This window comes from Pseudomonas bubulae (genome assembly GCF_037023725.1).
GTDB classification, from domain to species: domain Bacteria; phylum Pseudomonadota; class Gammaproteobacteria; order Pseudomonadales; family Pseudomonadaceae; genus Aquipseudomonas; species Aquipseudomonas bubulae.
Window position 1 is genome coordinate 3,592,765 of sequence record NZ_CP146077.1, and the last position, 21,605, is coordinate 3,614,369.

The 21,605-nt window shown below is 57.4% G+C and carries 12 protein-coding genes and 1 tRNA gene; 6 read left to right on the forward strand and 7 right to left on the reverse strand.

Going from position 1 to position 21,605, the window contains the following annotated elements; all coding sequences use genetic code 11:
* Positions 1-3 precede the first annotated feature (3 nt).
* The 7 genes from V6L81_RS16400 to V6L81_RS16430 form a co-directional block, all read right to left on the reverse strand.
* The gene (locus V6L81_RS16400) at positions 4-10,176 is read right to left on the reverse strand and encodes a hemagglutinin repeat-containing protein (RefSeq protein WP_338660161.1); all 10,173 of its coding nucleotides are present in this window, start codon (positions 10,174-10,176) and stop codon (positions 4-6) included.
* A gap of 333 nt (positions 10,177-10,509) precedes the next feature.
* Positions 10,510-11,781: an OmpP1/FadL family transporter gene (locus V6L81_RS16405; RefSeq protein WP_095018457.1), complete on the reverse strand. Its 1,272-nt coding sequence runs from the start codon at positions 11,779-11,781 to the stop codon at positions 10,510-10,512.
* A 538-nt stretch (positions 11,782-12,319) separates the two neighbouring features.
* Positions 12,320-12,395: transfer RNA gene (locus V6L81_RS16410), tRNA-Gly, on the reverse strand.
* Between the two features lie 63 nt (positions 12,396-12,458).
* Positions 12,459-13,016: a CDP-diacylglycerol--glycerol-3-phosphate 3-phosphatidyltransferase gene (pgsA, locus tag V6L81_RS16415; RefSeq protein ID WP_016781234.1), complete on the reverse strand. Its 558-nt coding sequence runs from the start codon at positions 13,014-13,016 to the stop codon at positions 12,459-12,461.
* 32 nt (positions 13,017-13,048) lie between these two features.
* A complete protein-coding gene (gene uvrC / locus V6L81_RS16420) occupies positions 13,049-14,872 on the reverse strand; it encodes an excinuclease ABC subunit UvrC (protein WP_338660162.1) in 1,824 nt (607 codons plus the stop codon).
* A 2-nt stretch (positions 14,873-14,874) separates the two neighbouring features.
* Positions 14,875-15,513, reverse strand: coding sequence for a UvrY/SirA/GacA family response regulator transcription factor (gene uvrY, locus V6L81_RS16425; RefSeq protein WP_095000027.1), 639 nt, complete (start codon positions 15,511-15,513; stop codon positions 14,875-14,877).
* Positions 15,514-15,629: 116 nt separating this feature from the next.
* On the reverse strand, positions 15,630-16,010 hold the full coding sequence (locus tag V6L81_RS16430) for a helix-turn-helix domain-containing protein (RefSeq protein ID WP_095000026.1): 381 nt from the start codon (positions 16,008-16,010) through the stop codon (positions 15,630-15,632).
* An 81-nt stretch (positions 16,011-16,091) separates the two neighbouring features.
* Here V6L81_RS16430 and V6L81_RS16435 point away from each other — a divergent pair, with 81 nt between their 5' ends.
* From V6L81_RS16435 to V6L81_RS16460, 6 genes are all read left to right on the forward strand, one after another.
* Positions 16,092-16,334: a DNA-binding protein gene (locus tag V6L81_RS16435; protein WP_095018455.1), complete on the forward strand. Its 243-nt coding sequence runs from the start codon at positions 16,092-16,094 to the stop codon at positions 16,332-16,334.
* A 654-nt stretch (positions 16,335-16,988) separates the two neighbouring features.
* Positions 16,989-18,077 carry a 3-deoxy-7-phosphoheptulonate synthase gene (locus tag V6L81_RS16440; RefSeq protein ID WP_095000025.1) on the forward strand — a complete coding sequence of 363 codons (1,089 nt, stop codon included), beginning with the start codon at positions 16,989-16,991 and terminating at the stop codon, positions 18,075-18,077.
* Between the two features lie 109 nt (positions 18,078-18,186).
* On the forward strand, positions 18,187-19,068 hold the full coding sequence (locus V6L81_RS16445) for a triacylglycerol lipase (protein ID WP_095018453.1): 882 nt from the start codon (positions 18,187-18,189) through the stop codon (positions 19,066-19,068).
* A gap of 106 nt (positions 19,069-19,174) precedes the next feature.
* Positions 19,175-19,456, forward strand: a complete 282-nt coding sequence (locus V6L81_RS16450; RefSeq protein WP_016781241.1) for a peptidylprolyl isomerase — start codon at positions 19,175-19,177, stop codon at positions 19,454-19,456.
* Positions 19,457-19,579: 123 nt separating this feature from the next.
* A complete protein-coding gene (locus V6L81_RS16455) occupies positions 19,580-20,350 on the forward strand; it encodes a 3-hydroxybutyrate dehydrogenase (RefSeq protein WP_186348372.1) in 771 nt (256 codons plus the stop codon).
* Between the two features lie 147 nt (positions 20,351-20,497).
* Positions 20,498-21,604: an enoyl-CoA hydratase/isomerase family protein gene (locus V6L81_RS16460; RefSeq protein ID WP_338660163.1), complete on the forward strand. Its 1,107-nt coding sequence runs from the start codon at positions 20,498-20,500 to the stop codon at positions 21,602-21,604.
* Position 21,605: the final 1 nt, after the last annotated feature.

Below are 21,605 nucleotides of genomic sequence, written 5' to 3' on the forward strand. Positions count from 1 at the left end.
CTTTTAGTCCACTTGCTCAATATGCGTACGCTTTCTAATCCACTGCTTCCGCTCAGCCTTCGATAAACCTTGCGGGGGCTGCGGCGGATTTCCAGTAGTAGGGTCAACAGGTCCGCCATTAGCGTTCTCGAATGACGCGCGCCGAGGACTCCGACCATCCGCCTGCATCACCCGAACTCGCGAACCATCAGGCAAGATGTATTGAGTTCCGACCACATTTCCGCTGGTCGGAGAAACTACTGGTTTTGTTGGGTACCCTGCTGTTTCAAAATTAGCAATCATCTTAGACTGACTTTTAGGAAGATTCACTCCAGAGATATGACTAATTGACCCCACATTTGCTTTTGCACCAACACCCGCAGCAGCCTTACCAGCCGCCAATTTGGCAAGAACCGCCTCAACAACAACCTTGGCGCCCTTACCTGCCGGCATCAACAGCATAGCAGCATCAAGCTCGGGCGCTATGGTTGTAATCCCTTTGCCTGCCAAATCTGACAAACGCTGGGTAGCCGATTTTATACCTGACTCAGTACTGGACAACGCACCCATTTCTTTCGAATGCGCGCTGGTTTGCTCCTGGCCGTATTGCCGCCATTGCTCATACACCACGCCTTGACCATGCAAGACTGACGCATTGAACAGCGTTGAGTCATTGAACTGTTTTTCGGTTGCTCTGAACGCGAAGGCTTTCTCGCCATTGGCAACAATTTGGCTTCCATCGCCCCACTTCAGAGGGATTTTCTGTGCCGCCAGTTGCCCAATAATCCCTTTGGCAATATTCAGGTCATCGATAAAATTTCGGGACTGCGGATCATTGCCTGTGGACTGCGCAACCAAACCGCTCAAACGGGCTTCATCAGCAGCATCCAGGGCGCCACCCGCAGCAATCATCAACAAATCCAGCCAAAGGGCACTGGATCTTGGCGCTCCCAGGGTTTTGTAAAGCTCTTCGGCCTTTTTCTCCAGAACCGGAATTTCTTGTTGCTTATGCAGCTGCCTATTGAAGGCTTCCACACCAAACCCTGCCCCACCTGCCACCACAGCCTCGCCGGGCCCACTTCCAGCCCCCGCAGAGGCTCCAACGCCTGTCGCAATCAATGCAGCTATAGCATCTTGTTCCTGACGAGACAGCCCACTGTCTTTCAGCGCCTGACCCACCGATGGCATCAACGCCGCAGAGGCTCCAGCTCCCAGAGCACCCGCCTGCGCATTGCCGCTGGACAAACCTATTGCCGCACCCGCCAACGCATGCAGCAAGACACGAGCTGCACCGCCTTCATCCCAGGCTGCCTTTACTGCACTGTCCGTAGATTTATCTCTTTGCGCGGTAGCGAAATCACCGATTTTTTTAAAAATCTCACTGGATGATACGTTCGCAACAACACCCACAGCCGTACTGCCCGTTGCCCCTCCCAGGCCCGCCGCGATCAGGCCCGATGCAATATTGGCCATCAGCCGTCTATCGCCCCCGACCTGCCAGCTCCTGGCGTCATCCAGCGCAAGCGCAGCCGCTTGTTGTTGCTCTGGGGTAGTTGCCTCATTGGCCTGTTTGGTTGCCGCATCAGCCTTGGCTTTGGCCACGCTATTAATTACGCTGCTGGACAGCTGCGCCGAGCTTTGAATCAGGTCGATGCGTGCTTGCATGGCCTTTTCATCAGGCCGATCCAGATGCTGATTGGCGTTCACGGTGTCGCGGTTCAACCCCACCAGGTCATTGCCGCCATCGGGGTTGCGCACGGTGATGGTGCCTTCACTGATGGCGCTTTGGGTTTTACTCTTCTCAGAGTCCTTGAGAAACACCGGCAGCGTGCCGCCAGCGACCGAGCGGGCATCCACCCCGCCCCCTGCCAAGGCCCCGGAATAGCTCAAACTCCCGGCCTGACTTGTTATGGCGCTTTTATTTTTGATGTCACTGACCAACAGGCGATCAGTGCTGAGATGGTTTTTGTCAGCCGGCGCATCGCTGGCAATCACGGCGCCTAGAAGCGCGGTGGTTTTTCCGACGTTGATGTCGTAACCACCTGTGCCCGCAGACAGGCCCGTCTGATCGGTCACAGCCTGATAATCGCTGTTCATTTTGCTGCCAGCGATATTGGCCGAAGCGGATACCGGAGCGCCCACACAAAACGGGGGCACACAAATACTCCCGCCCACGCCAGCGCTGGTTTGCCTGTTCTTCTGGCGGGCTTCATCCTGACGTGAAGCCATGCTCAGATTGCCACTGATATCAGCCTTGATGGCATCCGCCCGCACTTGAGCACCGGCCAACGCAGTGTCCTGGCCGCTTTTGAGCACCAGCAGTCCAGTGTCTAACGTGCTGTTGACCTGGCTGACTTCCCGCCCTTTACCCATGCCCTTGGCCAGTTGTGCGCCAAGGTCGAGGGTGAAACCCGTTTGTTCACCCACATTGAAGCTGACACCCATACTGGTTTTGTCGTTTTTACTTTGGTTGTCCCAGCTTTTCCGGTCTTGGGCGCTTTCCAGGGTGATGTCATGCTCTGCCCGCAACAGGGTGTCTCTAGCCTTGAGGCTGCTGCCAATGACATGAATATCGCCCTGGGTGTCGGGGGCATTGCCTGTTGCCACAATGGCCAGACTGCCGCCACTGTTGAGGGTGGATTGCCTGGCTGTTTCAGCGTTGTACTCACTGCTGCTTTTCTTGTTAGTGGAGCCCAGTTCGGTACCGATTTTTATCAGCGCGCCACCGCTATTGGCAGGCTTACCTTCTGACACATTCGCGGCACTGGCATCCATATTGCCTGCGGCGTTGTAAGCAGACAGCAACGCCTGCGCGCCCTTGACTGCCTTGAGACGGCTGTCGTCAGCCTGCTGCGAAGCCCGCACGTCGTTACGAATGCTGGTTACCGTATCGACCACCATGCCACCCACAACCCGCCCCACACCCATACTCCTGGAGCTGTCTTGGGTGGTCTGGTGCGCGGTTTCAGTACCCGCGGCGATGGTGACATTGGAACCGCTCAGGCCCATGTCCTGGGTACTGACCAAGTCACTGGCTATCACCTTCAACTCACGACCCGCAGTCAGGGTCACGTCACCGACGCTGGAGCCCAGGGTGCTGCCCTGCAAGGTGCTCTCCTGTGCAGTGCCGTTGTGCTTTTGGCCACTGTTGGAGAGATGCAGGTTGCCGCTAATATCGTCCAACCCAAGGTTGTTCCCGGTCAGCACACCTGTGAGGTCGCGCTTTTTCTCCTTGCGCATCTCAGTTCGCGAAAACGTGTTGATTGCCGCATCAACAGTCAGGTCACGCCCGGCTTGAACAGTAAGGTCATCGGTGCTGACCAGCGCCGAACCCGTGACTTTTACGTCTCGCCTGGCAGCCACATTGACCGTGTCACCCGAGACAATGCTTCCTACAGCTGTCGTGCTGGCTTCACTGACCTGACGCTTGGCCTTGCTCGAGTTCAGGCCACCCCAACTGCTTTTACTTTGACTGTTCTCGTGGCGCACACTGCTGGAATCACTGGCGGCGAGGATCTGAATATTGTTGCCCGCAAGCAGCTTGGCAGCACCTTGCTTTGCATTGACCGCACTGACTTGCAAGAGCAGGTCATCACCCGCCACCAAGGTGCTGTTACCCCCCGAGGTGACCAGACTGCCAACGTTAGTGAGGGTGTCGGTTTCGTTCAGGCGGAAGGATTTTCCGGACGAGCTTTTTTTGCTCTTGCTATAGAAGCTGTAATCCAGTTCCTCTGCGGATTTGAGCTCAAGGCTTGCGCCAGCCACCAGGTATGCTTCACCGCCCGCCTCCACCCGACTGCCAATTACCGCCATATCCTGCCCGGCACTCAGCGTCACATCGCCACCGGCCTTGACCACGCTCGAGACCTGGCTGACGCGATCGTCCCGGGTTTTGACTTTTTTGGTGTTGAGCGCGCTGTGCTGCTCGTTTGCAGCCGAGGCCAGGGTCAGGTCGCCCGATGCGGCCATGGCCAGGTCGCGGGTGGCTGCAATCTGGCTGGCGATAGCGCTGATATCCCGCGCGGCAACAATCTGGAAGTCGCGACCCGCTTCAATGACAGAGCCATATTGGGTGACGCTCTCGCCACGCGACAGTGTGCCGGCAACCTGGCTGTTGCGTTGTTCTGTGGCAATAAGGTTGACGTCACGACCTGCCTTGATGGTGGTGTCTGCGCCGCTTTTGATTACGCTACCAACACTGTGGACGTCGCGGCCCGCGTGCAGAGACAGGTTGTTCGCCGCTTCAATGCGAGCGGCGCTGTCCATGAAGTCGGTGCGTTCGCTGCGATAGCCGTTGCTGCTGTTATGACGGATAACGGTGCGCTCATTGAGTAGATCACCCTTGCTGGCCGTTAGGCTGATATCGCGCCCGGCAAGGATGCCGCCCGCCTTGTTGCTCAGGTTATTGCCCGTCAGCAGGTCGAGGCGGTTGCCGGCGTCGATCAGGCCGCTGTTGATCAGGTGGTTACCTGCGTTGGCTGACAGGTTTTCTGTGGCCCGCAAGGTGCCGACGTTTTTGAGGTCTTGACCTGTGATCAGGTTGACGTTGTTTCCGGCAATCAATGCGCCATTAGGGGCCAGGCGTTTGTTCGCCTGGGCCATGTACAACACCGGAACCAGCACTTGCTGGTTGTTGATCGTGGTGTTTTCCAACCAGACGATATCGTGGGTCAGGGCCACGATCTGTTCGCTTGTCAGGGTGATACCCACCGAGAGGTTGAGCGCCTGCTTGCTGGCGACAGCATTGTCCATCAGGTATTTAAACGTCGCCGCATCGCTGGTTTGGCCGTCGATAAAACGCTGGCCAGTACGGGCGGTGAGGGCTTGCTGAATCAAGCGCTGTTCATAAAAGCCGTCACCCAGGCGCTTCTGGCTTTGGTCCGGCTCGTAACCCAACTTCGCCAGCAGGTAGTCCGAGCCCATAAATTGTTTGAGGTGGGTCAGAGCCGGGTTGGTTTCGATCAGGTATTTGTGCGGGCTGGTTACAACGTTTGTGTCAGGCAAGCCCTGAACACGGTTGATGGTCAGGCCGTCAATCGCTGTTGCAGAACCTGCTGCACCTGAGAGGTCGACCGGTAGGGAGGGAGAGTGAACGGCCGACACAGTGCTGCTGCCCTGCCCGCTCAGGCGAAACAGGCCGTTCTGGCCCTCAGGCAAGCTGAAGCCGGGCAGCTCTACCGGGTTCACTTGTTGCTGGGCCACATCCGCTGGCAATTGGGCGTTGATGTGGATCGGTGTGGAGTAGCCACTTCCCGCGCCCGTGTCGGTTGGCGTACGGCCGGCAGCGACATAACCGTAGTACGGCCGGATCACGCTGTTGTTAAGGCTTTGCCCGGCACTGAGGTTGACGTCGCCCCCGGCTTGGATCACAGCGTCATGGGCCTGCCCGTCGATGTTTTGGGTGCGGGTGGTGTGCGATAGCTTGCCACCGCCCAGCAGGCCAATAAAGTAACTCAGGTCAGACTCAACGGTGGCCGAGGGTGTGGGGCTGTTTTTGGCATTGAAATTGGCAGCCGCCGGGATGGCCGCAAAAATCTGTGTGACATAGTTCCAGTACGTGCGGGTGGTGGTGATCTCCTGCGCTTGCACGCCCAGGTTGTTAAGGGTCTCTGCGGTGGCCGTCACGTTGCCTGTGGCGGCAATGGTGCTGCTGTGGTTATTGAGCGTCCCGGCGAGGATCTGGAGGTCCGCGCCACTGCCCAAGAGCGAAGCCGCTGTGCTTCGGGTAACGTTCAGGCGATCGATTTCATCGATTTGCCACAGGCCGTTTCGCCGCCCTTTACGACGAAAGTCACAACCGGCACCAGGTATCAAGTTGCAATCGAGCTCAGTGATGGTCACCGAGCTTTTTTCCTGGGCCGTGTATTCCAGCACATCCCGCACGTTATTCACGGTCATGGCGCGGATGCTCAGGTTCTGCGCGCTTTCAACCGTGCCGGAGCGGTTGTCCAGCAAATCGGCCTGGTTGTGATCTGTATCTTTGGCGATCAGCACATCGCCCAGGCCATAGACCGTCGCATAGGCATTGGTGAAGGTGGTGGACAGCAGCTGCATGTCACCGCCGCTGAAAATCAGACCATCGCGATTGAGTGCTGTGTCGGCAGTGAGCATAAGGTTCGCGCCAGCCCCCAGTGTGCCGGTGTTGGACACCTCATTGGCAATGAGGTTGAGGTCGGTCGCAGACGTCATCCGCCCGGCGTTGTTCAACTGTCCTGCCACTGTGACCCGGGTGCCGTCACCACCGGCCAGGGTGGCGGTTTCGCTGAAGTGCAGTTGCGCGGCGCGCAGATCCAGGGATCCGAGGCTGCTCAGCCGACCACTGGCCGAATAAGTACCCTCCAGGTTGATACTCAGAGTGCCGTCACTGGCGAGCAAACCGTTGTTGGACCAGTTCCCGCCTGCGCCAACAAAACTGTTGGATGCCAGTAACTGGCCGCCCGCAACTTGATTGAGGCTGTTGACGTTGACTGTCAGGCGCGCGGCCTGAATCAGGCTGCTGTTGGTCCAGCTGTCCTGGTTGAGGGTCAGGCCACCTCGACTCACCAGACTGCCGCCAACGTTGTCGAGGATCGACGGATCAATGGCGAAAGTGCCGCTGCCGGAATGCAGTACCTTGCCACCCGCGTTCTGGAAGCTGCCCGCGAGTAACGTCAACTCAGTATTGGCGCTTTCCAGGGTGCCGTTGCGGTTGTCCAGCAGCCCGCCAATCTGTAACAAGGTATCGCCGCTGGTACCCAGCGTACGCAACTGCCCCGTCCGGTTATCCATGCTGGCGGCGCTGACACTCAGGGTTCCTGTGCTTTCGATAAGGCCTTTATGGTTATTCAGGGCGTCACTCAGATCGAGGCTGACGTGCTCTGCTGCCACACGCCCACCTGTTTCGCCGCTGTTGTCGAAGGCGTAGCCGGTTATTGTCAGCAGACGCTTGACGTAGAGATTGCCGTCGCGATTGTCAAAAGCGTCGGTGGTCACGAGGGCATCGCCCACTTGCGCTGAGATTTTCCCGCCGACGTTATCGATACTGCCCGCGATCAGATTCAGACGCAGGCCCTGGATGATCCCTGCCACACCGTTGCGCAGTACACCGACTACGCGAGCATTGAGGGCTTGCTTGAGGCTGCCAAGCTCACCACCACGGTTATCCAGGTTGGCGGCCTTGATCGCCAAATCACCGTTTTGGGCAATCAGTTTGCCACCCTGATTGTCGATATTTTCAGTAATGTCCAGTTCTAAGCCGGTCTTGCCTTGCACCTTGCCCTTGGCGTTGTCCAGGCGGCTAGCGGTAAGTTTGAGCTCGCCGTCCTGGCTGTAGATCAGGCCGTCATTGCTGTTTTGCACCAGGCCACTGACGCTAATGTCCAACTTGCCATCTGCCGCGACTGTGCCGCGATTGCGGTTGTCCAGGCCAGCGGTCATCAGGCTCAGCACGCTTCTGCTGACCAGCTCACCGCCCTGGTTGTCGATCTGCGCCGCCCGCTGGATCAATAGCGGGCCACCGCTGGACAGCTTGCCGCGGGTGTTGGACAAGGTGCCAGGCAGGTCGAGGGTTGTGGCGGCGGCACCTTTGATACTGCCAGCACTGTTGTCGAGATCACGCGCACTCAGATACAGAGCCGCACCACTGTCAATCACCCCGCCCTCGGCGTTGTTCAGCCAACCACTGACATCAAGGCTTTGGGCGCCAGCACTGGTTATATTGCCCTGACCGCTGTTGTCCAGGTTGGCCGCTGTGACGGTCAGGTTTTTTTGGCTGACCAGAATACCTGTACCGCTATTGAGAAGGCTGGAGCTGAGATGGGCATCAAGGTTGCCGTAAAGGCTGGACAGTTTGCCGCTGTTGCGATTGTCGAGCGTTGTACCGGTGGCATTCAAACCCTGCCAGCCGGAGATCAGCCCGCCCTGATTGAGCAGGTTGTCGCCATTGATGTCCAAAAGGTTATTGCTGATCAGCTTGCCGCCCGTATTATCAAGGTTGCGGACACTCAGGCGGAGGGTTTGCGTAGTGGAAATCTCGCCGCCACGGTTGTTCAGGTCACGCAGGTGCTTGAGGGTCAAAGGGCCTGCTGTGGTGATCAGGCCGCCCATATTGTTGAGATCGCCTGTGGCAGTACCCAAGTCGAGCGTGATGGCCTTGCCCTGCAGCGAACCCTTTTCGTTGTTCAACCCACCACTGCTGATAGCAAGTTGGCCAGCGCTGGAAATGCTGCCCTGGTGGTTGGACAACTCAGTCGCAGAGAGGCTTAACCCGCCTTCACTGCTGATCAGGCCCAAGGTGTTTGCCACGCCGGCACTAAGCTCAAGACGGCTGTGTTTTTCGCTGGTAAGCCTGCCGCCCGTGTTGTCCAGCCGAAAACCCTTCAACGACAAACCAGCCTGGCTCGACACTTCGCCTTCACGGTTATCGATATCGGCCACATCAAGCGTCAGCCCTTGAGCGCCGCCGACCAGGCCTTTATGACGGTTGTCCAGGGTATTACTACTCAGTTGGACGGCACCTTGGCCGATCAGTTGACCTTGCTGGTTGTTTAGATCCTGCACTTGAACCTTGAGGTTCTGCTTGCCGGAAATCCGGCCGCTGCTGTTATCGAGGCGGGTTGCAGTTACGCTTGCGTTGCCGTCGGCTATCACTACGCCACTGCGGTTCTGCAATGTGCCATCAACGGCCAGGCGCATCTCACCCTGACTGCTGAGCATGCCAGTGCGGTTGTCCAAGCTGCCGATCCGGGCGTCGATGCTGCTGGCTGAAACCAGACCTTGGCTGTTAAGTAACCGATCAGTTTTGAGGTCGAGACTGGCGCTACTCAGAATCCGCCCTTTGTTCTGGTTATCCAGAGTGTCTGCACGGATGCTGGCGGCCTGTTTGGCGCTCAGCGTGCCCCCCTGATTGCTCAGGATTTGGGCGCTAGCTGTCAGGTGACGACTGGCAATGATGCTGGCGTGTGTGTTCGCAAGCGTTTTTGCGGCGATGTACACATCGCCATGACTGTTGCGGGAATGGTCGGCATTGACCCCTGCCTCGATAATGCCGTGATTGGTCAACTGCGCGCCGCTGGAGAGCTTTATGCTGTCACGTGCGATAAGGTTTTTACGGCTGCTCAGGTTGCCTTGAGCCTGCATATCCAGTGTGCTGCCAGCATAGATCGCCTCTTGGGCATCGAGACTTCCAGCCTTGCCTGTGATCGCACTGCTGGCCGTGACTTGAGCCATACGCAAATGCCCATTGGCATCGAGCTGTATATCCCCGCCACTGGCCGCCAGCGTGCCGTCCAGCTTGACCCCGACTCCGGCCTCGGTACCCACCAGCCTGATGGCGCCCGCATACATTCCGCCCAAGGCGCTGGAGTCAATGGCCAACTGCGGCTTGGCGCTGCCGTCATCCGCGCGCGCAGTGGCGTGCAGGGTCCGGGCATTGACGTCGTTGCGACCGGCAATCACCGTCAAGTGACGCGCATTGATCTGGCCGTTGATCTTCGCCGAGCGGGTGATGATGTCGAAGCGATCGATATTACTGGCGTTCAAACCCTGACCGTCAATGGTCACCGTACCGCCATCAACCTGATAACGATCCAGACGACCATTATCAAACAGAGGTTTGCCCGTGCTAAGCGTGACACTGGGAGTATTGATAAAACCGCAGCCATTACAGGTAATACCGTAGGGGTTGGCCACGATCACCTTGGCCGACTGCCCCGCCACTTCGGTATAACCGCGCAACTGGCTGGGACTGCCGCCGTTGACTTCGTTGAGAATGATATGGGCGGCGTTGCCCTGCAGGTTCGGGTTGCCTAGGATGATGCCGCCCAGTTGGGTCGACTGGGTACGGTCAATGCCGTTGTTGAGGATCAGGCCATTGGCACCGACGTTGTAGTCATTGAACTGGTTATGCGACAGACCGCTGCCATTGGGTGCAGCAATATTGACGATCGGAACGCCATTACCCGCCGCTCCCAGGCTGGTGCCTGGCCCGCTGACAACGATGCCTTCGGCCTGCACCAGCAGTGGTTGCCAGAACAGCGCATTGGCCAAAATAAAGGCCAGGCCACGTTTAGGCATGCCCAGGAAAGATTCCCGGGCATGCAGTGCTGCTGAAGACTGGCGGGCCAAGAAGGCTGAATGCCGATCATCCCTGTCGGTTTCTGGGGATAACAAACCCAGCTTGGCCAGGCTGCCCGGTACAACCGGAAATAAAGACCTCATCCCGAGATAACATCCAAACATGCTTACTCCATCCGTGATTCGCCAAACTTGATGAGTGAGGCAAAGTCTTTTCAACGAGACAATTCGCAGGCAAAAGCCTTGGCGCGTCTCCGGGTGGGGTAAGTTTTGGATATGTTTGAATGAAAAGAGTTAGGACGCTTCCGATATCAATAGCGAAACGTCTCTTCAGAGCAGCTGACTGTCACTGCCATAAATTTGATCTGTAGTAGCACGCCCTAGGGTTTGAGCCAGATATGCGCCGCAATAAATGCGAAACATATCTGGCCCTACTCTGCTTCAGATCACTGCAGTGATATTGCGTAAACCCGCAGATCAGAAACGATAGGTGATCGAAGTACCAAAACCGCTCGCGCTGTTTTTGTAGGTAGAGCTGTACGCGCCCTTGGAAGCCGAACTGTCGTTGACCTTGGTACTGTCTTCCCACAGGTAGGAGTACGCCAGGTCGATCGTCATGTTACTCACCGGCGTCCAGCCAGCGCCGAAGCTGATGGCGGTACGGTCACCGGTGGGGATACGCGGCGAACGGTTGCTGTTGTTGGTCGGCGACTCATCGACTGACAAGCCCGTGCGCAACACCCATTGCGGATTCAACTGATACGCGACGCCAATGGCGTGGGCCCAGGTGTCGTGCCAGTTCTGCTCCTCGGTAATGGTGCTCAACGAGCCGCCAAGACGCGGGCTGACATCACTGTTCTGAGCGGTAATATCCTTGAGGCGGCTCCAGCGGGTCCAGGTGCTCCCCGCATACAGGGTCCAGTCATCATTGAGCTGGTGAGTGACCGAGAAGTCCACGGACTCCGGCGTGTCCAGGTCCAGCTTGGCATCGTAGCTCTGGCCGCTCAGGCCCAGCAGGCTGAAGGTACCGCCAGTGACCTTGGTAGTGCCCTTGAGGTTGTAACTGACCTTGGAGTGATACGTCAGGCCCACACGGGTGCTGTCAGTGGCCTGTACCAGGATGCCGGCGTTGAAACCGATGGCCGTGTCATCGCCGCTGATCTTCACCTTGCCGTCGTTACTGCCCGGGGTAAGGGCATTTGGCACTTGTGAAGTCAGTTCACCGTCAATGCGGTTGATGGTCGGACCAAACCCGATCGACACCTTGTCATTGAAGGCATAGCTGACCGTAGGCTGGAACGTCATGACTTGAATCTTGCTTTTATTGGCGAAGTAGCGGCCGGCGAAACCACTGCCATAGTCCGTAATCAAACCAAACGGCACATAGAAACCGACACCGAAAGCCCAGTGTTCATCAATCGGCTTGACGTAATAACCCATTGGCACCGCAGTCAACGGCACCATATCGCCGTCTTCCTTGCCGCCAAAGGTACTGCGGGTATGGCTGATATCGGTTTTCGCCACGAGCAAGGCAGCACCTGCACTCACCTGCTCCTGTTTCAGGCGCGCCATGCCGGCAGGGTTGCCGTAAACGGTACTGGCATCATCCGCGGAGGACGATCGACCGGCGAAACCGGTGCCCATACCGCTGATACTTTGTTCATTGATTGCAAGACCGCTGGCAAGTAGCTGAGACGACGCAAGTGCAACGGCAAGACCGAGGGTGGTCTTGAAGAATAGTTTTTTCATTATTAGAGGTCCAGTGATCAACGGGGCGCAAACTACCAATATTCCTGATCCGTTGCCAGAGCCTGTTATATAGAAATCAATTGCCTTGTAGGACAATATAACAAGAGCGCGCCGTTATTCAGCGGGCGAATACCCGCTGATGGGCAGAGCTGATCAACTGATTGATTTCGCTAACATATTAAAGCGCTAAAGATCATTAAACATGATGCACTAAACATGAAATCGCAATCTGCTGTCCGGGAGCTGATGGCGCCGGACTTGAGTGAAGTGGATCGCTGGCGGGGCAAGTGCGCTTTTCTTGAAAGAGCTGCGAACTTTAAATAAACCCATATTCAACGTCTCAATCAAACAGGCCAGGGAATAGCAAACGGTTGGGCATTTAATAGATCAATACGCTGTGTCGGGCGCACATCATTTTCAGCCCGCGGCTTCAGAAGAGCGACTCAGCATCCCCGAATAAAACGCCAGAAACGAAAAAAGGACCCGAAGGTCCTTTGTTCTGCCCTTGCGAATCCGATTGAATTCACTGGGCCATGTTTGGAGCGGGAAACGAGACTCGAACTCGCGACCCCGACCTTGGCAAGGTCGTGCTCTACCAACTGAGCTATTCCCGCTTGGTGATGCGCATTCTATAGAAATCTAATAACGCGTCAAGCCTTTGTTTTAAAAAGTTTTATTTATTTTACCGAGGTGGTCTTCAGATGCGGCCAGGCAGCCCGCAAATACTGGAGCATCGACCACAGGGTCAAGCCGGCAGCTACCAACAGCAACCCGTACCCTACCAATACCCAGAAGCTGAAGTCCGACGGATTGGCCAGCAGTATGACCAGAGCGAGCATTTGCGCTGCGGTTTTCCATTTGCCCATGTTCGAGACCGCTACCTGGGCCCGTGCCCCCAGCTCCGCCATCCACTCGCGCAACGCGGAGATGACGATCTCACGGCCAATAATCACCGCCGCCGGCAAGGTCAGCCACACGTTGTGATGCTCTTGCACCAGCAACACCAAAGCCACAGCCACCATCAACTTGTCGGCCACCGGATCCAGAAAGGCACCAAAAGGCGTGCTCTGCTCCAGCCGGCGGGCCAGGTAGCCGTCAAGCCAGTCGGTCGCCGCCGCAAAGGCGAAGACTGAGCTGGCGGCTGCATAACTCCAGCTGTAAGGCAGGTAAAACAACAAAATGAAGAAAGGAATAAGTAGAACGCGTAGTACGGTGATCAAATTAGGGATATTCATCGGCACAACTGGCTACGAGGTGAGGTGGCATTCTACTCGCTGTGCAGGTTTGCATAAATCAACTCAGCGAGCTTTTTACTGATCCCGGGTGCTTTGGCGATCTCCTCGATGCTTGCACGAGATAGCTCCTGTAAGCCACCAAAATGTTTCAATAAATCTCGGCGGCGGGTCGGCCCTACCCCTGCAATGCCTTCCAGCGTTGAGGCTCGACGGGTTTTTCCGCGTCGCGCCCGGTGCCCGGTAATTGCAAAGCGGTGGGCCTCGTCACGGATTTGCTGGATCAGATGCAAGGCCGGCGAGTCACCCTTGAGGGTGAATTCATGGGCCGCATCATTCAGGTAAAGCGTTTCAAAACCGGCCTTGCGCGTCGTACCTTTGGCCACGCCAAGCAAAATCAGGTCGGGTACTGCCAATTCATTCAGCACATCACGGGCCATCGACATCTGCCCCTTGCCACCGTCGACCAGAAGAATGTCCGGCAGTTTACCCTCTCCCTCCTTGAGTCGACTGAAGCGCCGCATCAGTGCCTGGTGCATGGCGGCATAGTCGTCGCCTGGCGTGACACCTTCAATGTTAAAGCGCCGGTAGTCGGACTTGATCGGCCCCTCGGGGCCAAACACCACGCAGGACGCCACAGTGGCCTCGCCGCTGGAGTGGCTGATGTCATAGCACTCCAGGCGCTGCGGAATCTCGTCGAGTTTCAATACCTGGGCCAAGGCTTCAAAACGCGCCGCCACATGCAGGCGATTGGTCAGGCGGGCCATCAGCGCTTGCTCGGCATTGGTGACCGCCAACTGCTGCCAGCGCGCCCGGGTGCCGCGCACACGATAGCTGATCGCCAGCTCTCGGCCACGCAGCTCGGCGATTGCATCGATAATCGCCCCGAAGCTCTCATGCTCCACGTTGACGATCAACTCGCTGGGCAGGTCGCGCTCGGGGCTGCTGATGTAGTACTGGCCAAGAAAGGCCGCCATGACTTCGGCGACATCTTCCTCAATACCTACCTGAGGGAAAAAATTCTTGCTGCCCAGCACACGCCCGCCGCGCACGTTGATCAGGTGCACACAGGCGCCGCCCGGGTTGACGAAAGCGGCAATTACGTCCACGTCGCCGTTACCGCCCTCCATGCTTTGCTGGTCCTGAACCCGGCGCAGCAAGGAAATCTGGTCACGCACCTCAGCGGCACGCTCGAAGTCCAGCGTGCTGGCAGCCTGTTCCATGGCTGCGTTCAACTCATCGGTCAGGGCACTGCTACGCCCTTCAAGGAACATGATCGAATGGCGTACGTCCTCGGCATATTCCTGCGGGTCAACCAGGCCGACGCAAGGCGCCTTGCAACGCTTGATCTGGTACTGCAAGCAAGGTCGCGTTCTGTTTTTGAAGTAGCTGTCGTCGCACTGACGCACCAGAAAAGTCTTCTGCAGGATACTCAGACTTTCACGGATGGCGCCGGCGCTGGGGTAAGGCCCGAAATACTTGCCTTTCAGTTTTTTGGCACCGCGGTGAATACTCAGCCGCGGGTATTGACCATCCGACAAAAACACATAGGGGTAGGACTTGTCGTCGCGCAACAGGATGTTGTACGGCGGACGCCACTCTTTGATAAGCGTCTGCTCAAGCAACAGCGCTTCGGTTTCGTTGGCGGTAATAGTGGTTTCAATTTGCGCGATACGCGCAACCAGTGCAGCCGTCTTGGGCGCCAGGCCGGTTTTGCGAAAATAGCTGGCCAGGCGTTTTTTCAGGTGCTTGGCCTTGCCCACATAGAGAAGCCGCGCATCGCTGTCGAACATGCGATACACGCCGGGTCGACCACTGCAGGTCGAAAGAAATGCACTTGCATCAAACACGTCTGTCATCTCTAACCAGCATCAACCATGCCGTGACGAACGGCCAGCAAGGCCAGCTCAACATCGCTCTTGACCGAGAGCTTCTCGTAAATACGGTAGCGATAGGTGTTTACCGTCTTGGGCGACAAACAAAGCTTGTCAGAAATAACCTGAACCTTCTGACAGCCAACAATCATCAGGGTGATCTGGATTTCGCGCTCGGACAAGGCATCGAAGGGAGAGTCGCTGGCAGGCTGAAAAGATTTGAGCGCCAGTTGCTGTGCCACTTGCGGACTGATATAGCGCTGGCCTGCGAACACCTGGCGAATTGCCTGAACCATTTCAGCCAGACCGGCACCTTTGGTCATGTAACCCGCCGCGCCTGCTTGCAGCAAGCGCGTAGGAAAAGGGTCTTCTTCACACACGGTCACAGCGACAACCTTGATATCCGGGTGGCTGCGCATCATCTTGCGAGTAGCCTCAAGACCACCAATGCCAGGCATTTTGACATCCATCAGGACCACATCCGGCTTCAATTCACGAGCCTTGAGCAACGACTCTTCGCCGGACTCGGCCTGACCGACCACCTGCAGACCTTCGATATCGGCCAGCATTCGTGTGATCCCTGTACGCACAAGATCGTGGTCATCGACCACTAGAACCCGAATCAAGTCGACACCTCGCAAATTGGTCTTGGTTGATTGCCGACACCTTAGCAAAAACTAAAGCACCAACCTATCGACTTGCGTCAACTATCCCTGCCAAAGCATTAAATCCTTTTAAACATTCATTCCTTGACGGGATCTACCTCCTTAGGATCACGGCGTTCCTTTGCCGCTTGAGGTGCCGATAATTCTGCCAGGGTAGTGGTGAGGCGGCGAATGGCGTCCTGATCCTCCTTGTGCAGCACCCTGTAACTGATCAGCACCTTCTCTTCAAGATGACTCAAATTATCGAGCAGGGTCGGGGTTGGACTGCCGGTCAACACGTAAAGCACGTCAACACCCCGGGCAGCAACGCGCGACAAGTAATCTGCCTTGGGTGCGCGGTCACCATTTTCATATTTGCCCTGGGCATTAGCCTCGACACCACCGATTTCGCCAAAAGTTTTTTGCGACAAACCTAGCCGCTCTCGCTCCTGCCGCAAGCGCAAACCAATTCCACTCATTTGGATGTAGGATCCCATTTTAAACACCCACAAGGATGGTATAATCGATAAATATTAAACAACTTTGAACGGTTTTGAACTATGACCGGAATTCGTACCGCTGCACAAGCCAAGGCATGGCTGGAACACCAGGGAAAGTCCGTTCAAGAGTTCGCTCGGGAACATGGCATAGACCCGGCTACCACTTATCAAGTGCTCGCCGGGCGCAAAAAGGGGAAACGTGGTGAAGCCCACAAGGTAGCGGTTCTTCTGGGCATGAAGGACGGGATCATTCCGTCTCAGGGCACGCATCTGACAGAAGCTAAGGATGATGAGTTAGCTTGAGTATGCGCCTAATCGGGCGACAGGCCCGATTTAGTGTTCATACTGGCTCAGGGGCCCGATTACAGGGCTCTGCGCCCTGCCCCGGCATTGCACACGTACAGGTCAATAGTGATCGTGGGAGTTCCAGATAGTATTTTCTTATTGAATCTGCCCGTTCGCCTCGCGTAAGCTGCAAACCATCAATCGGAGACCACCCATGTTGCATCACGCCACCACCGCCATCTGCATGACCACACGCCAATCGCGTCTGGCTGCTGCTGTGTGCGCGAACAACATGCACTCCACAGCACGATTTTATTTTGGGTATTGGTTTAGCCACTGGCGCGCCTGATACCCACACGGCGCCCACTACTTAGGGGTCGCCTGACAGAGAATTCTCACCCCCGGTCGGCTTCCCGACCGGGGGTTTTGTTTTTTTGGCCCCTGACATTTTCTTGAATTGAGGATTTACCCCATGAACTACGCCACTTATTACCGTTTCGACCTTTGCACTTCATGGCGATTTATCAGCCGCCGTTCGGGACAGCCTGCCGCCTCCGAACGGACCCACATTGGTGGCACGCACGTACTTACAGCCAGTCTGGCCAATTGTCGAACACCCCACTAGGGCTGAGCGCGCGGGACAACCCGCCGCCTGCCCAGGAAGCCCGAACCATGAACGCATCCGTATCCGCCCTGCCAACCGTACACGCCGTATCTGCCCCGGTGACGACCCGTCGCCTGCCCACGGCAGCACAACTCAAACAGCAACTGCCCCTCAGCGATGCCCTGCGCGTCCAGATCAGCAGCCAGCGTCAAGCCATTCGCGCCATCCTTGACGGTGAAGACTCCCGTTTACTGGTGGTGGTCGGCCCCTGCTCCATCCACGATCCCGTCGCCGCCCTGGAATACGCCAGCAACCTGGCTGCCCTCGCCCATGATGTGCGCGACGACATGCTGCTGGTAATGCGTGCTTACATTGAAAAACCGCGCACCACCGTGGGCTGGAAAGGCCTGGCCTACGACCCGCACCTGGACGGCAGCGATGACATGGCCCACGGCCTGACCCTTTCGCGCGAATTGATGCTGGAGATGCTGCGCATGGGCCTGCCGGTCGCCACCGAGCTATTGCAACCCATCGCCGCCGGCTACTTCGACGACTTGCTGGGCTGGGTAGCTATTGGCGCCCGCACCACGGAATCGCAAATCCACCGCGAAATGGCCAGCGGGCTTGATTTGCCGGTGGGCTTCAAGAACGGCACCGACGGCGGCGTGGCCATTGCCTGCGACGCCATGCGTTCCGCCGCCCACAGCCATCGTCACTTCGGCATCGACAGCCAGGGCCACCCGGCAATCGTCGAGACCCGTGGCAATCCCGACACCCATCTGGTGTTGCGCGGCGGCCACAGCGGTCCCAACTACGACCGCGCCAACGTCGCCAAGGCGCGTGCAGGGCTTGAGAAGTCCGCCATCCCGGCCCGCATGATGGTCGATTGCAGCCACGCCAACAGTGGCAAAGACCCGCTGCGCCAGCCGCAAGTCTTCAATGATGTGCTTGAACAACGTCTTGCCGGCGATCACTCGCTGATCGGCATGATGCTCGAAAGCCATTTGTTCGAAGGCTGCCAGTCCCTGGGTGCAAACATGCGCTACGGGGTCTCGGTGACCGATGGCTGCCTGGGCTGGGACGCGACCGAGCAACTGCTGCGTAACGCCGCACATCAGTTGCAAACACAGCGCCACACCGCCAAGGCCATCGCCTGACAGACGCGTTCGGCAAACCGCAGCGCAACCAGGGACAATGCCTACGGTTGCGCGAAGCCGGTATCGACTAAGGTGTTTTTATGGTTCAAAAACACCTGGAAAATAGCCCATGGACGACTCAGCCAATACCAAGTATCCGATATTACTGGTACACGGCCTCTTCGGTTTCGGCCGCATAGGCCCATTCAACTACTTCAAAGGCATCAAGCAAGCGCTCGGCGGATCGGGCGCCCGGGTTTTCGTACCGATCATCTCGGCCGCCAACAACAACGAGACCCGGGGCGAGCAGCTGCTTGAATACATACGCGGGGTTTGCTCGCGCACCGGGGCAACACGGGTCAACCTGATCGGCCACAGCCAGGGTGCCCTGACAGCCCGCTATGCGGCAGCCGTGGCCCCCCTTATGATCGCCTCCGTCACCTCCGTCAGCGGTCCGAATCATGGCTCCGAAGCAGCAGACCGCTTGCGCCAGGCCTTCGTGCCCGGATCGCTCCCCGAAACCGTCGCCGCCGCCCTGACCACCTCGTTTTCCAGTTTCCTGTCAGCGATCACCGGCCACCGGCAATTACCGCAACACGCCCTTGAAGCCCTCAACGCGCTGACCACCGAAGGCGTTGCCGCCTTCAACCTGAAATACCCCCAGGGCCTGCCCGCCACTTGGGGCGGCATGGGCCCCGAGCAGGTCAATGACGTTCTTTATTACTCATGGAGCGGCATCATCAAGGGTTCACGGTTGTCGGAGTCGCTAAATCTGCTCGACCCTCTACACAATGCCTGCCGCATCTTTGGCAGTTTCTTCACCCGCGAGAGCAAACAGAACGACGGGCTGGTCGGACGTTTCAGCTCGCATCTGGGCCATGTGATCGGTTCGGACTATGCAATGGACCACCTGGACACCATCAATCACCTGGCCAGAATGAACCGCACACGCATTGACCCTGTCGCCCATTACCTCGATCACGCCAGACGACTAAAGGCAGCGGGAGCATAAGCCCACCGGCAAACTCGCAACGAAATATAGCTAAGCGCACTTTTTGCCGAGAAAAACCCTACTGAATCCGGTAGGCTCGGCACTTTCTTGAAAGGAGTACACCCTCATGGCCAAAGCCACTGCCCGTCATATCCTGGTTGCCACCGAAGACAAGTGCAACGAACTGAAAGCCCAAATCGAAGGCGGCGCTGATTTCGCCGAAGTTGCCAAGGCCAATTCTTCTTGCCCGTCCAGCCGTCAGGGCGGCGATCTGGGCTCTTTCGGCCCGGGCCAAATGGTTAAAGAATTCGACACTGTCGTGTTCAGCGCGCCAATCAACGTGGTGCAAGGCCCGGTTAAAACCCAGTTTGGCTACCACCTGCTGGAAGTCACCAGCCGCCAGGACTGATCCTCTGCGCGCTGCGTGAAGACGGCCCGCCTTTTGGCGGGCCGTTTCGTTTGGGCAACGGCAAATCCCCGTGCTACGTTTCCTCATTCACGAATCCGTCGTGACTCATCCGAGGAATTGATCATGAGCCTTACAGGTAAAACTGCATTGGTTACCGGCTCCACCAGCGGCATCGGCCTGGGTATCGCATTGAGCCTGGCCAAGGCCGGAGCCAACCTGATCCTCAACGGTTTTGGCGATCCGGCCAAAGTGATTGCCGAAGTCGAACAGTTCGGCGTCAGGGTAGGTCACCACCCCGCAGATGTCAGCGACCCGGCGCAGATCGCCGACATGATCGATTATGCCGAACGCGAATTCGGCGGCATCGACATCCTGGTCAACAATGCAGGCATTCAGCATGTAGCCAGCGTCGAAGAGTTCCCGGTAGAGCGCTGGGATTCGATCATCGCCATTAACCTGTCCAGCGTGTTCCACAGCACCCGCCTCACCCTGCCCGGCATGCGCAAGCGCGGCTGGGGGCGCATCGTCAATATTGCCTCGGTTCATGGCCTGGTGGGCTCGGTCGGCAAGGCCGCCTATGTCGCCGCCAAGCACGGGGTAATCGGCCTGAGCAAAGTGGTGGGCCTGGAAACCGCCACCAGCAATATCACCTGCAACGCCATTTGCCCGGGCTGGGTGCTGACGCCGCTGGTGCAAAAACAGATTGATCAGCGCATCAGCCAGGGCATTGACCCCTATCAGGCGCAGCACGACCTGTTGGCCGAAAAACAACCTTCGCTGGAATTCGTCACCCCGCCGCAACTGGGCGAGCTGGTGCTGTTTTTATGCAGTGAGGCTGGCAGTCAGGTACGGGGCGCGGCATGGAATGTCGATGGTGGCTGGCTGGCGCAATAAGATCGCGCATTGCTGCACGCCCAATATGCAAAAATGCACAGCAACCCTGCACTTATCAGGGTTGTAATGGGCAAATTTGCACTGTTAGCATCGGTTATCGTTCACCCGTGAACCCCCTTAAAAATAATATAAAGCAGGGAGTTAGTGATGACTGCTCAGGTTTCCTCCTCACCGACACCGGATATCGCGCAGCTGCAAAGCACCGTTCTGGCCGAGGTCCGCAACCATATTGGCCACCTGACCTTGAACCGCCCAGGCGGACTCAATGCCATCAATCTTGAAATGGTCCGCAGCCTCCAGCAGCAACTCGATGCCTGGGTCGAAGACCCGCAAGTCAAGGCCGTGGTACTGCGTGGCGCGGGCGAAAAAGCCTTCTGCGCGGGCGGAGATATACGCTCGCTGTACGACAGCTATCAAAACAACAACACCCTGCATACCCTGTTCTTTGAAGAGGAATATGCCCTCGACCTGACCCTGCACCGCTACCCCAAACCCGTTGTGGCCTTGATGGACGGCTTCGTTCTCGGCGGCGGCATGGGCCTGGTGCAAGGCGCGGATCTGCGCCTGGTTACCGAGCGCAGCAAATTGGCGATGCCGGAAGTGGGCATCGGTTATTTTCCTGACGTTGGCGGTAGCTACTTCCTGACCCGAACGCCAGGTCAGTTGGGCACTTACCTGGGCGTCAGCGGGGTCCAAATCCGCGCTGCCGATGCCTTGTACTGCGGGCTTGCTGACGGCTATCTGGAAAGCACCGCACTGACTGAACTGGACAAGGGCCTCGACAGCCTCAACTGGCAAAAATCCCCTATCGATGACCTGACCGCGCTGGTAGCCCGATTCGCCGTAACCGTATTGCCCGACCCACCGCTGGCCAGGTTGCGCCCGCTGATTGACAGCGTTTTCGCCCAGGTCGACATGCCACGGATTATCGCTCATCTGCGCGCTGTCATAGCCCCGGAAACTCGCGACTGGGCCAATGAAACCGCCGACTTGTTGCAAACCCGCTCGCCGCTGGCGATGGCCGTGACCCTAGAAATGCTGCGCCGTGGCCGAGCGCTGCCCCTTGAGCAATGCTTCGCCCTGGAACTGCACCTGGATCGCCAGTGGTTTGATCGCGGCGACCTGATGGAAGGCGTGCGTGCATTGATTATCGACAAGGACAAGAAACCGCAGTGGAACCCGCCCAGCCTGGATGCACTGGATCCAGCCCATGTCGCCAGTTTCTTCACCGCATTCAACGCCAAGGGAGCCTGAG